The sequence below is a fragment of the Streptomyces sp. NBC_00466 genome, from assembly GCF_041433995.1.
GTDB lineage: Bacteria > Actinomycetota > Actinomycetes > Streptomycetales > Streptomycetaceae > Streptomyces.
The window spans coordinates 2,031,767-2,045,611 of sequence record NZ_CP107896.1 but is presented as its reverse complement, the minus strand read 5'-3'; the positions used below and the strand labels follow the sequence as shown (position 1 = coordinate 2,045,611).

Here is a 13,845-nt window from a genome sequence, read left to right as displayed (position 1 = left end):
GTTCGCGTGCGTCAGCCGTGCGTCGGTCGTGTACGGCAGTGGTGCCTGTCAGTCGCCCGCGCCGGACAGCGCGGCGAAGATGTCCGTGGACAGTGTCACGGGTGGACCGTCGTCCTCGAACACACCCCCCGGGTAACGCGCGTTCAGCTGCGTCAGCTGGAACTGGACGAACTGCTCGTAGAGGGCCAGTTCCTCCGCCAGTTCCGTGGGCAGCGCCCCCGACCGCCTCGCGAGGTCCCTCTTCAGGAACAGATCGGCCTGGAACTTCCCCTTCTCGCGCGGGTCGAAGTCCGCAGGCACCTGATCGGTGCCGCCGTTCGTCTTCCCGCGCCAGTGGCTCACCAGCTCTCGCAGGCGCTGATCCGTGAAGACGTCCAGGCCCAGGTGCTGCGCCTCCTGGGACCAGTGCACGAAAGAGCGGAACCGCTGCTCCGTGAGATCCGGTGCGCCGCCCAGTAGTTCGTCGGCCGCGGCAGCGAACCGGGCGCGATCGTGGGCGATGCGGACCTCTTCCCGCCGAAGGCGCTCGTTGACCCGGTACTCCTGCGCCACGGCCTCAGGCGAAAGGGGCTGCTGCCAGAAGGACTTGTCCTCGCCCAGGGAGATGACGTCCGCCGTGGGCACCCGGAGGGCGTCCGCCAGCCGTGTCAGGTATCTCGGGTGCACACCCAGCTCGTAGGCGTGGAGTTCCGTCTCGTTCGGGACCTGCGGCAGCGGATGGCGGCGTGAGTCGTCGAACAGCTCCTGGGCGTAGACCCGGTCCATGCCGACCACGTCGGACATCAGGCCCTGCCTGGTGTGCACATACGACGCGAAGTGCCACCACTCGGAGAGCGGCGCACCGATCTCCGACATCCGCCGGACGAGCGCGCTCGTGGAGTACGGCTGGGATTCCAGCCGGGCGGCCAGCAGGTCGAGTGCGTCGAGGGCCGAGCGGAGAGGGGCGGGGCCCCGCAGGGCGACCTTGATACTGGCGAGGGCGGTGGGGTGCAGTCCGAGGGCCTGGGCCGCCACAGCAGTGCGGTCCGTGCCTGCACCCGTGTCGGTGCTCGTGGTCGCGTTCGTGAGCGGGCCGGGCGGCTGCAGGCTTCGGTGCTGCTCCAGCAGCCCCCGTACGCCCGGCTCGTCGAGCAGCCCGGCCGGGGTGTTGCGGCGCACCCACGTCGTCACGTCCGACTTCCAGACCGGGTCCTGCTCGTGGTGCGGCTGCCCCTGCGGGCCCTGCCAGCCGGCTGGCTCCGGTACCGGCGGCAGCGTGGGGGCGACGGTGTTCAGGAAGTGGTACAGGCCGTACGGGTCGGTGGCGTCGACCGCCATCAGGTCCGTCAGGGTGCTCGTGTCCACGTCACCCATCAGGATCTTGAAGATGTCGGAGCGACGCGTGAGCTTCATCGCCGGGTCGGCCGTCGGTGCCAGCTCGATGTCGAAGGTGACCCGGCTGAAGTCGCGGCGCCCGGCCGGGTCGGGGTGGTTGAACTCGGCGGTCAGCTGCTCACGTACCTGCGGCAGCAGTTCGTCGGTCACCCGGCGGAGTTCCGCCGGGTCCAGCGGCGGATGCGGCAGGACCCGGGTCACGCGTATCCCCAGAGCCCCGTCCTGGTGGACCTCCCGCTGGACTCTGAACTCCGCCGCCGTGCCGTTCGGCTTGGTCACCTGGGTGTGCACGGGAGCGGTGACCGCGAGCACCTCGGAAGAGCTGCGCGGTACCGGCGGCTGGTGCGTGGAGGGCCGGACCCACAGCTGCTCGCCGTCGCGGACATGCCCGTGCATCCGGACACCGTTGTAGGTGCCCTCCCACAGGTATCCGCCCTCCGGGACCTGGACCCACGAACCCGAGCCGAGCGCGTTGCGGTGGGCCACGACCATCGCTTCCCACACCTGGTGCGTCGACCAGGAGGAGGGGAAGAGCAACTGGCCGACGGTCGCCGTGCCGTCGGCGCCGAGCACGGTCCCGTTCTCCTGGTCGCCGAGCTGCCATTCGGGCGGGGGCGGGGTGCCGTTGGCGGCGGCCTGTTCTGTCAGCCCCCGCAGGTTCGGGTCTCTGAACCAGACCGTGGCCCACTGGGTGCCGTTCGGGTGGGCGCTCCACAGCGGGTTGATCAGGACGCCCTGGTCGTACTGTGCCTCGACTCCGGCCCGCTCGGGCAGCGCGTAGTGGACGCCAGTCCTGTTGTGGGTGGAGCCGTACGTCACGAAGCGGAGCGTGCCCTCCCCGATCGCGGGTTCGCTGGGCATCCCGGGCGGCGGTGCGAGATGTGCGAAATAGGGGGGAAGTTCGGGAGCCCTGGGCCTTCTGAGGTGGAAGGGCGGCATGAGCCCGGCCTGGTCGGAGTGGGGGGCGAAATCGGTGACGGTCCCCTTGCCGTCGACCGTGCCCGTGATCCGTACGCCCTGGTAGTCGCCGGTGAAGTGGAAGTTCCCCGCTTCGATCCCGGGGGTGTCCGTGGTGGGCACGAGGTGACCGGTGGCCTGTTCGCGCAGATAGACCTGGCGGACGGCGTAGAGGGCCTCTTCGAGGGTCCAGTGGTCGGGGAACATGGTCCGTACGCTGCCGTCGGGGTGGGTGCCCGCCTGGTAGGTGCCGTTCGGGTTGCGTTCCGTGGTGGCCATGGGGCGGAGCCGGTCCGCGGCACCTTGCGGGGCGAGCAGGCCAGGGGTTCCGGTGCGGGGGTTGCCGCGCAGGACCCGTTCCCGTACGTCGAGCGGGATGTCGACGGTGGCCCGCGGCGCCTCGGGCATCGCCGCCCTGATCGCGGTGCCCAGCACCAGCAGGTCGCGGGGCATGAGCCGCAGATACGGCGACCGAACCGAAGGACGCTGGAATCGGGCGTCGGCCGCCGGCCGGCCGAAGAGCGGGTCGACGTAGACGCTGCCCATCAGCGCGTGGTCGTCGTACACCGGCCAGTGGGCGAGCCCCGGGGTGTGGTCCCGGTAGTAGTCCCACAGGCCCATCAGATGGCCGATCTCATGGGGCGGCATGGCCGACTGGGCCTCGACGGTCTCCATGGAGAGGAACCAGTTCGCGCTGTTCGACCGGCCGTTGCCATCGGTATTGGGGTGCACCGCGATGGTGTGGTGCGCCTGCTTCGGGTCGTCGGTGAACTCGGCCCTCACCCGCAGCAGGTCGCCGTTCGGCAGGCGGTGGTCCGGGTCGTTGTAGTACTTCTTGAGACCGCCGACCGCCATGTCCTTGGCGGCCTGGACGACCTCGGGCGTGACACCGCCCTGGGGGTCCAGGTGGATGCGTACGGTGATCTCCGCCTGGGCGGCCCCGCCCGGCAGCACGGTGCGCCGCGCGCTGAACCTGCGGTCCCAGGAGGGCCCCGTGTGGCCCGAACTGTGCATGAACGGGACCGAGGGGCGGTGGATCTCGACGCTGGGAGGCACAGGCACAGGCACAGGCACAGGCACAGGCGCGGGCGCGGGCGGCGGTACGGAATCCGACCGGTGCCGGGTCACGGGTGTCTGCGGGGGGACGGGAGGCGGAGGCGGTGTGGAATCCGAGCGGCCGCGGTTGGTGGGGCGCTGCGGGGTGCCGAGGTCCGGCTGGGGGTTCGTGGGCCGCTGCGGGAGGGCGGTGGGCGCGGACGGGTGGGGCGGCTGCGGGTCCGTGGACGGTGTCACGGGCAGGCCGGCGTCCTTGGCCGCGCCCCCCTCGTACCAGAGGTCCAGCAGCTCCGTCTTGCTCCGGATGTACCGCTTGTACTTGTTCAGCGTCTCCGTCAGTTCCTTGGTCAGTTGCCCCGACTGCCGGGCGAGGTCGGCCTCATGGAGCAGAGCGGCATGCTTCTCCCGGTCCTTGCGCGGGTCGAAGTCCTCGGGCACCGGGTCGGTGCCGTCCTCCGTGTCCTCACGCCAGTGCTCGGCCAGCTCCCGGAGGCGCTCGTCCGTGAAGATGTGCAGCCCCACGTCCGAGACCGTCGACCACTGCATGAAGGAGCGGAACCGCTGCTCCGTGAGGCCGGTGTCGCTGCCCAGGAGCCTGTCGGCGACGGCGTCGAAGCGTGCGTGGTCGCGGGCGAAGTGGAGATCCGCCAGCTTCTGCTGGTTGCGGATCCGGTAGTCCAGCGCCACGGCCTCGGGCGAAAGCGGCTGCTGCCAGCGGAACTTGTCCTCGCCCAGCTTGGCGATGGCCGACGGGTCCACCTGGAGTGCGTCCGCCAGCCGTTGCAGATAGGCCGGGTGCACGCCCAGTGCGTAGGCCTGGTCCGCCGTCTCGTGCGGGACGCGCGGCAGCGGATGGGCGTACGAGTCCCTGTACAGCTTCCGTGCGGAGGCCAGATCCATGTCGAGCATGTCGTTCATCGTGAGCTGCTTGGAATGCAGGTACGACGAGAAGTCCCACCAGTGGGGGAGCGGCGCACCGAGCTCCGTCATCCGCTGGACGAGCGCGCCCGTGGAGTGCTTCCAGGCCTCCATGCGGGCGGCCAGCTGGTCGAGTCCGGTGAGCGTCGGGCCGAGGAGGGCGGAGCCCTGCAGGGCGACCTTGATGCTCGTGAGAGCGGTGGAGGGTACTCCGAGCTCCTTTGCCGCTGCGGCCATGCGGTCGGTGCCGGTGCCGGTGCCGGTGCCGGTGCCTGTGGCTGTGTCCGTCCCTGATTTCGCGTCCGCGTCCGGGTCGGCCTTCGTGAGTGGGCTGGGCGGCTCCTGGCTTCGGTGCTGCTCCAACAGCGCCTGCACGCCCGGCTCTTCGAGTATTCCGGCCGGGGTGTTGCGGTGCAGTGAAGTCGCCACGTCCGACTCCCAGACCGAGCGTCGCGTGTGGTGCGGCAGCCCCTGCGGGCGCTGCCAGCCGGCCGGTTTGCGCGGCAGCGGCGGCAGCAGGCCGACCACGTTGTGCAGGAAGGTGTCCAGGCCCTGCTGGTCGGTGGGGTCGAGCAGCGTCAGGTCCTTCATGGTGCTCGTGCCCGAGGAACCGATCAGGATGTTCATCAGCTCGGGGCTGTACGCGATCATCGTCGGGTCGTCCGTCGGCGACAGCTCCACGTCGAAGGTGACCTGGCTCAGTTCGCGGTGTCCTTGCGGGCTGAGCCGGTTGAACTCGGCGGCCAGCTGCTTCCGTACCTCGGGCAGCAGGTGCTCGGTCAGCTCGGTCCGCCGCTCTTCGAGCATCGGCGGATGCGGCAGGACCCTGGTGACGCGCAGGCCCAGGTTGCCGTCCTGGTGGATCACCCGCTGGATGTTGAACAGCGCAGTAGTGCCGTCGGGCTTGCCCGCGCCGATCTGCAGGGGAGGGGCGACCGCGATGATGTCGGGCGAGCTGTGCGGGACCGGCGGCTGGTGCGTGGAGGGCCGGACCCACAGCTGCTCGCCGTCGCGGACGTGTCCGTGCATCCGGACGCCGTCGTGCACGCCCTCCCACAGGTAACCGCCCTCCGGGACCTTCACCAGCGAACCGGTGTCGAGCGCGTTGCGGTGCGCCATGACCATCGCGGTCCAGAGCTTGCGCGGCGACCAGTCGGAGGGGAACAGCAGATGGGCGGGGATCCCCGTGCCGTCGGCGCCGAGCGCGGTCCCGTGCTCCGCGTCGCCGAGCTTGAAGGGGCGCGGGGGCGGGGCGTTGTTGGCGGCGGCGTGTGCCGTGTGCCCGCGCAGGTTCGGGTCCTTGAACCAGACCGTGGCCCACTGGGTGCCGTTCGGATGGGCCTTCCACAGTGTGTCGATCTGGACGCCCTGGCCACGCTGCGCGGCGGCCCCGTCCGGGCCGGGCAGCGCGTAGTGGACGCCGGTCCTGTTGTAGGTGGAGCCGTACGTCACGAAGCGGAGCGTGCCCTCCCCGACCGCGGGCTCGTTGCTGGTGGGGGCCGGTGGCACGAGATGGTCGGGCGGCACGATGTCGGCCTGGTCGGGGTGCGGCGCGAAGTCCGTGACCGTGCCGGTGAGGTCGGCGGTGCCCTTGATCCGTACGCCCTGGTAGTAGCCGTCGAAGTGGTGGCTTCCCGGCTCGATCCCGGGGGTGTCCGTGGTGGGCACGAGACCGCCGGTGCTCTGCTGGCGCAGATAGACCTGCCGGACGGCGTAGAGCACCTCGTCGAGGGTCCAGTGGTCGGGGAACATGGTCCGTACGCTGCCGTCGGGGTGGGTGCCCGCCTGGTAGGTGCCGTTCGGGTTGCGTTCCTTGGTGGCCGTGGGGCGGGGCCGGTCGGTGGCGCCCTGCGGGGCGAGCAGGCCAGGGGTTCCGGTGCGGGGGTTGCCGCGCAGGACCCGTTCCCGTACGTCGAGCGGGATGTCGACGGTGCCCCACGGCGCGTGCGGCATCGCCGACTTGATCGCGGTGCCCAGTACCAGCAGGTCGCGGGGCATCACGCGCAGATGGGGCGACATCGTCATCGGGCGCGGGAAGTGGTTGTCGACGGAGATCCGGCCGAAGAGCGGGTCGGCGTAGTTGCCGCCCATCAGCGCGTGGTCGTCGTAGACCGGCCAGTGGGCGAGCCCCGGGGTGTGGCGCCGGTAGTAGTCCCACAGGCCCATCAGATGGCCGATCTCGTGGGCCGGCATGTGCGGCTTGGACTCGATGGTCTGCGCGGAGACGTACCAGTTGCCGGCGTCGTCCGGGCCCTTGCCGGTGGGGTCCGGATGCAGCACGACGGTGTGGTGCGCCTGCGCCGGGTCATCGGTGAACTCGGCCTTCACCAGCAGCAGATCGCCGTTTGGCAGGCGGTGGCGCGGCGCGTTGAAGTACTTGGTGAGGCTGCGGGCCGTGACGTCCTTGGTGGCTTCGATGTCCTCCGGGGTGACACCGTCCTTGGCGTCCAGGCGGATGCGTACGGTGATCTCCGAGCGGGTGACACCGTTCGGCAGCTCGATGCGCTGGGCGCTGAACTGGCGCATCCAGATGGGTCCGGTGTAGCCCGCGCTGTCCCTGAGCGCGGCCGTGGGCCGGGGGATCTCGACACTGCCCGGAGTGGAACCGGCGGCGGGGGCGGGGGCGTGCGGGGCGGCAGGGGCGTGCGGGGTGACAGGCGTCTGCGGGAGGTTCGCAGGGGTCTGCGGGGTGACGGGCATCTGAGGGGAGTTTGCAGGGGCGTGCGGGGTGACGGGCATCTGCGGGGAGTTCGCAGGGGTCTGCGGGGGGAGTACGGACGCGGACTGCTCGGTCGGGTGAAGGTGCGGGTGCGGGCCCGTGGACGGTGCCACGGCCGTGCTGTCGCCCTGGAGCACGCCTCCCTTGTACCGCTCGTCCAGCCGCGTCAGCCGGGCCTGGATGTGCTGGTCGTGTTCATCCAGCGCCTCCTCCCGCGCCGGGTCCAGTGCCGGACCCGACGTGTCGGCCGCATGGAGCAGATCGGCGTACTGCTCCCGTTCCTCGAGCGGGTCGTAGTCCTCGGGCACCTGGGTGGTGCCGTCATTCGTCTCCACCCGCCAGTGCTCCACCAACTCCCGCAGACGCTCATCGGTGAAGAGGTGCAGCCCCTCGCTCGCGACCTCCGACCAGTGCATGAAGGAGCGGAACCTGTCGTATACGAGGTCGGGGTCGCTGCCCAGCAGTTCGTCGGCGACCTTCTTGAACCGTGTGTGGCTGCGGGCGAAGCGGGCCGTCTCCAGCGTCTGGTGGTTGTCGATCCAGTAGTTCCGCGCCAGGGCCTCAGGGGAGTGGGGTTGCTGCCGGAAGGTCTCGTACTCACCCAGACCGAAGACATCTGCCGGGGTCACGTGGAGGGCATTGGCCAACCGTTCCAGGTAGTTCGGGTGCATGCCCAGGGTGTAGGCGAAGAAGCGCGTATCGTCCGGGACGCGCGGCTGCGGCTGGGCGCGCGAGTCTTCGTACAGCTTCTTGGCCCTTGCCGGATCCATGACGGCCACCTTGGACATCGAGTGCCCCTTGGTGTGCAGATACGAGGAGAAGCGCGACCACTCGGAGAGCGGCACACCGATGTCCGTCATCTGCTTCACGAGCCGGCGGGTGGAGTTCCCGACGCCCAGCCGGGCGGCCAGCTGGTCGAGTGAGCCTAGGACCGTGTGGAGGGGGTCGGAGCCCTGCAGGACGGCCTTGATGCTGGTGAGGTCGGAGGGCCGCAGTCCGAGGACCCCGGCCGCCGCGGCCAGGCGATGGGGGCTCGGGGCCGCGTCCGTGCGGGTGTTCGTGAGCGGGCCGGCTGGTTCCTGGCCCCGGTGCTGCGCCAACAACGTCCGCACCCCGGGCTCGTCGAGTATCCCGGCCGGGGTGTTGCGGTGCACAGACGTCGTCACGTCCGACTCCCAGACCGATTTCAGGACCGGGTTCTGCTCGTGGTGCGGCTGCCCCTGCGGGCCCTGCCAGTCGGCGGGCCGGTCCGACAGCGGCGGCAGCAGGCCCTGAACGTCGTGCAGGAAGGTGTTCACGCCCGCTTCGTCGATGGAGTCGACCGTCATCAGGTCCGCGAGGAGGGAGCTCAGGTCGCCGTCGGACTCCGCGATCTTGACCAGCTCGGAGTCGGCTCCGAGCTCCATCGCCGGGTCTTCGGTCGATGACAGCTCTATGTCGAAGGTGACCAGGTTCAGTTCGCGGTGCCTGTACGGGGAGAGCCGGTTGAATTCGTCGGCCAGCTGCTCACGGATGTCCGGCAGCATCTCGTCGCGCAGATAGTCGTGGAACTCGTCGGACAGCGGGGGATGCTCCAGGACCCGGGTGATGTGCATCCCCAGGGTGCCGTCCTCGTGGATCACCCGCTGGATGCGGAACGGCACCGGAGTGCCGTCCGGTGCGTTCAAGGTGGTGTGTACGGGAGCGGTGACCGCGAGCACCTTGGCGGACATCGCTGAGATCAGCGGTTGGTCCGTCGAGGGCCGGACCCACAGGTGTTCGCCGTCGCGGACGTGTCCGTGCATCCGTACGCCCTCGTGCACGCCCTCCCAGAGGTAGCCGCCCTCCGGGACCTCCACCCACGAACCGTTGCCGCGCGCGGTGCGGTGGGCCCCGGTGATCGCGTCCCGGAGATCGGGCAGCGACCAGCGGGAGGGGAAGATCAGTTGACCGGTGGCCGTCATGCCGTCGGGGTTGAATACGGTCCCGTTCTCCTGGTCGCCGAGCTGCCATTCGAGGGGCGGCAGGGCGCCGTTGGCGACGGCCTGTGCCGTCCGCCCCCGCAGGTTCGGGTCCTTGAACAGGGCCGTGGCCCACTGGGTGCCGTTCGGGTGCGCGGGCCACAGCGGTTCGATGTGGACGCCGTGACTGCGTTGCGCGTAGGTCCCGGTCTCATCCGGCATCGTGTAGTGGACGCCGGTCCTGTTGGAGGTGGAGCCGTAGGTCAGGAAGCGCAGTACGACATCCCCGAACGCCGGTTCGTCGGAGAGTTCTCGGACGGGTGGGGGTTCGAGGTGGGTGGGGGGCTGTAGTCCGGTCTGGTCGGGGTGGGGTGCGAAGTCGATGATGGTGCCGGTGGTGTCGGCGGTGCCTGTGATGCGGACGCCTTGGTAGACGCCGTCGAATGTCTTGCGGCCCGAGCGCTCGGGGTCGGTGGTGAGGCTGTTGGTCCTGATGTGGTCGAGGTAGACCTGGCGGGTGGCGTGGAGGGCTTCTTCGGGGCTCCAGTGGTCGGGGAACATGGTCTGGTCGCTGCCGTCGGGGCGTTTGCCCGCTTGGTAGGTGCCGTTGGGGTTGCGGGGTCCGGTGGGTTCGGGGCGTACGCGTCCGGAGGGGCCGCGTGGTGCGAGGAGGCCGGTGGCGCCGGTGGTGGTGCTGCCGCGCAGGACGCGTTCCCGTACGTCGAGTGGGATGTGTGCCCTGGCGCTGTCGTGCGGGCCCGTGCCGACACCCGGAGTGTGCTTCCAGGCGGTGTCGACCGCCGTGGAGAGCATCAGCAGATCCCGCGGGGCGATCCGCAGCGACGGCGAGAGCTGCCCGTCGGTGGTCATGTGATCCATGCTGAGCTGCAGGAGCCCCGACTCGTCCATGGTGTAACCGGACATCAGCGAGTGGTCGTCGTACACCGGCCGGAGCGCTTCGCCCTTCGTGGCCTCGCGGTACTGGTCCCGGAAGCCGAGGAGGTGGCCGGTCTCGTGCGCGATGACGTGCGACTTGTCCTTTCCGCTCTGCCCGGACTCCGAGACGTACCAGGTGGCGCTGTCGTCGCGGCCCGTGCCGTCCGGGTCCGGATGCAGCTTCACCTTGCGGTGCGCCTGCGCGGGGTTGTCGACGAACTCCACTTCCACGTGCAGCAGATCACCGTTGGAGAGACGGTGTTGCGGGTCGTTGTAGTACGTGTCGACGCCGCGCTTCGTCATGTCCTTGGCGTTGGCGACGTGGTCCTTGGTGGCGCCCGGCTGCGGGTCCAGATGGATGCGGACCGTGATGTCGGAGCGCACACTGCCGTCGCTCAGCAACGTGCGCTCGACGGCGAACCCGCGTTCCCGGACGGACACGCCGGCACCGCCGGTGTCCATGGTCTCGGGGCTGGGCGGCAGGACCTCGGCTGTGCCCAGCGAACGCACGACGGTGACCGGTTCGGGGCGGGGGGCCGAGGCGGCGGGGTGCGGGGGGATCTCGGCGACGGAGTAGTCGGCGGCGGGGGGCGTGGTGACATCGGCTACGGAGTGGGCGGCGGCGGGCGTCGGGGCGTGGACGGGTGCCGTGGTCCCGTGCGGGGCGGTGTGCGGGCTGGCGTTCGGCGTGTGGAGCGGGGCGTCCGGCGAGTTGTGCGGCTGGGTGGAGGCCGGCTGGGCGGGGTTCGTTCCCGTGGGCAGTGTCAGGGGCGGGCCGTCGCTCTGATACGCGTCCCCCTCGTGCCACAGGTCCAGCAGCGTCAACTGGGTCTTGATGTCCGCTTCGCGCCTGGCCAGGGCCTTCTCCAGTTTTTCGGGCAGCGGTCCCGACTGTTTGGCGAGTTCCACCGTAAGGAGCAGATCGGCCTGGGATTTCCCCGCCTTGCGCGGGTCGAAGTCCGCGGGCACCGGGTTGGTGCCGCTATTCGTTTCCACCTGCCAGTGCCCCACCAACTCTTGCAGGCGCTGTTCCGAGAAGACGTCCAGGCCCAGGTGCGCGACCGTGGACCAGTGCATGAAGGAGCGGAACTCCTCCTCGGTGCGGGTGGATTGGTTGCCCAGTAGTTCGTCGGCGGCGTTGTCGAAGCGTTTGTGGTCGCGGGCGATGCGGGCGTCTTCCCGTCGTTCGCGCTCGCTGTCGAGTTCGGCTCGGAGTTTCTGTCCCAGGGCCTCGGGTGACAGGGGTTGCTGCCAGAAAGGCTTGCCCTTGCCCAGGAGGGCGACGTCTTCCGGGCTCACCTTGAGGGCGTCGGCCAACCGCGTGAGATAGCGCGGGTGCACGCCCATCGCGTGCGCCTGGGCCGCCGTCTCGTCCGAGACGCGCGGTACCGGATGGGCGCGTGAGGCGTCGGGCAGCGGCTGGACCCACATCAGGTCCATGGCGACCACGTCGGACATCGAGGCCCTCTGGGTGTGCAGATACGAGGAGAAGTCCCACCACTCGGAGAGCGGCACACCGAGTTCTGTCATCCGCTTGACGAAGGGGCCTGCGGGCCCGGCATCCAGTCGGGCTGTCAGCTGGTCGAGTGCGTCGAGGGCCGGACGCAGGGGACCGGAGCCCTGCAGGACGGCCTTGATGCTGGTGAGGTCGGAGGAGTCCAGTCCGAGAGCCTCGGCCGCTGTGGCCGTGCGTTCGGGGCCTGTGTCCGTAAGCGCGTTCGTACTTGTACTCGTACTCGTACTCGTACTCGTACTCGTACTCGTGCTTGTGCTCGTGAGCGGGCCGGGTGCCGACTCCTGGCTTCGGTGCTGCTCCAACAGCCCCTTCACGCCCGGCTCGTCGAGGAGCCGGGCCCGGGTGCGGCGGACCGAAGTCGTCACGTCCGACTTCCAGACCGGGTCCTGCTCGTGGTGCGGCTGCCCCTGCGGGCCCTGCCAGTCGGCCGGTAGCTCCGATACCGGCGGCAGCTGGTTGGCCATGTCGCGAAGGAGGCCGGCCAGGTTCACCCGGTCGGTGGGGTCGACCGTCATCAGGTCCGTCAGGACGTCCGGGTCCGTGTTGTCCATCATGATCTGGAACAGTTCGGAGCGGCGTCCGAGCGTCGCCCCGGGGGTGTCGGCCTGTGCCAGTTCGACGTCGAAGGTGACCCAGCTCAGTTCGCGGCGTCCGTCCGGGCCTGGCCGGTTGAATGCGGCGGCCAGTTGTTCACGTGCCTCCGGCAACTGCCGGTTGATCAGCGCGTCGCGCAACCCGCCGTCCAGCGACGGATGCTCCAGGACCCGGGTGATGTGCATCCCCAGGGTGCCGTCCTGGTGGATCACCCGCCGGATACTGAACAGCGCCGTCCCGCCCCCGGGTTTGGGCGCAGTGAATTCCTGCGGTGCGGTGACCGCCAGTGTCTCGGGCGAGCTGTGCGGGAGCGGCGGTTGGTCCGTCGAGGGCCGGGCCCACAGATGTTCGCCGTCGCGGACGTGTCCGTGTATCCGTACGCCGTCGTGCATGCCCTCCCAGAGGTAGCCGCCCTCCGGGACCTCCACCCACGAACCGTTGCCGCGCGCGTCGCGGTGAGCCCCGACGATCGCGTTCCGGAGCTCGGACACCGACCAGCGGTCGGGGAAGAGCAGCTGTCCGCTGCTCGCCGTGCCGTCGGCGCCGAGCACGTTCTCGCTCGCCTGGTTGCCGCGATGCCATTTCGAAGGGGCCGGGGCGCCATTGGTGGCAGCCTGTGCCGTCAGGCCCCGGAGATTCGGGTCCTTGAACCAGACGGTGGCCCACTGGGTGCCGTTCGGGTGCGCGGGCCACAGCTGGTTGATCAGGATGCCCTGGCCGTCCCGTGCGCGGATCCCGTCCTTGCCGGGCAGCGCGTAGTGGACGCCGGTCCTGTTGGCGGTGGAGCCGTACGCCACGAAGCGCAGCGCGACGTCCCCGAACGCGGGATCGGCGTTGGGGTGGCGGGTCGGCGGGGGTTCGAGGTGGGCGGGCGGCAGTAGTCCGCTCTGGTCGGGGTGGGGGGCGAAGTCGAGGATGGTGCCGGTGGCGTCGGCGGTGCCCTTGATCCGTACGCCCTGGTAGACGCCGTCGAAGGTCTGGCGGCCCGAGCGTTCGGTGCCCGGCGTCAGGCTGTTGGTCCTGATGTGGTCGAGGTAGACCTGGCGAGTGGCGTGCAGGGCTTCCTCGGGGCTCCAGTGGTCCGGGAACATCGTCCGGTCGCTGCCGTCGGGGCGTTTGCCCGCCTGGTAGGTGCCGTTGGGGTTGCGCGGTCCGGTGGGTTCGGGCCGGAACCGGCCGGCCGGGCCGCGCGGGGCGAGCAGGCCATCGCTGCCGGTGGTGGTACTGCCGCGCAGGACACGGTCCCGTACGTCGAGTGGGATGTGTGCCCTGGCCTTGTCGTGCGGGCCCGCGCCCACGCCGGTGGCGTGCGACCAGGCGGTGTCGACGGCCGTGGAGAGCAGCAGCAGATCACGCGGCACGACCCGCAGCGTCTGCGAGATCCCCCAGACGGAAGCCATGTGGTCCATGTCGAACTGGATGAGTCCCGCGTCGTCGATGCCGTATCCGGACATCAGCGAGTGGTCGTCGTGCACCGGCCGGGATGGACGGCCCGGCTTGGCCTCGCGGTACTGGTCCTGGAAGCCGAGGAGATGGCCGGTCTCGTGCGCGATGACGAACGACTTGTCCTTCCCGCCCGCCCCGCCCTCCGGGACGTACCAGGTGGCGCTGTTGTCCCGGGCCTTCCCGTCCGGGTCCGGGTGCAGCTTCACCTTGCGATGGGCCTGTGCGGGATCGTCGACGAACTCCAGCCTCACGTGCAGGAGATCACCGTTGGAGAGACGGTGCTTCGGGGCATTGAAGTACGTGTCGATGCCGCGCTTCGCCATGTCCTTGGCGTTCGAGACGTGGTTGTCGGTGGCGCCGGGCTGGAGGTCCAGGTGGATGCGGACCGT

The 13,845-nt window shown here is 70.0% G+C and carries 1 protein-coding gene (running past one end of the window); it reads right to left on the bottom strand.

Going from position 1 to position 13,845, the window contains the following annotated elements; translation table 11 throughout:
• Nucleotides 1-48: 48 nt before the first annotated feature.
• Nucleotides 49-13,845: the 3' portion of an EndoU domain-containing protein gene (locus tag OG210_RS08875; protein WP_371535675.1), read on the bottom strand. The gene runs 13,308 nt beyond the window's last position; the window shows 13,797 of its 27,105 coding nt (coding positions 13,309-27,105); the start codon falls outside the window, past its right edge; its stop codon occupies nt 49-51.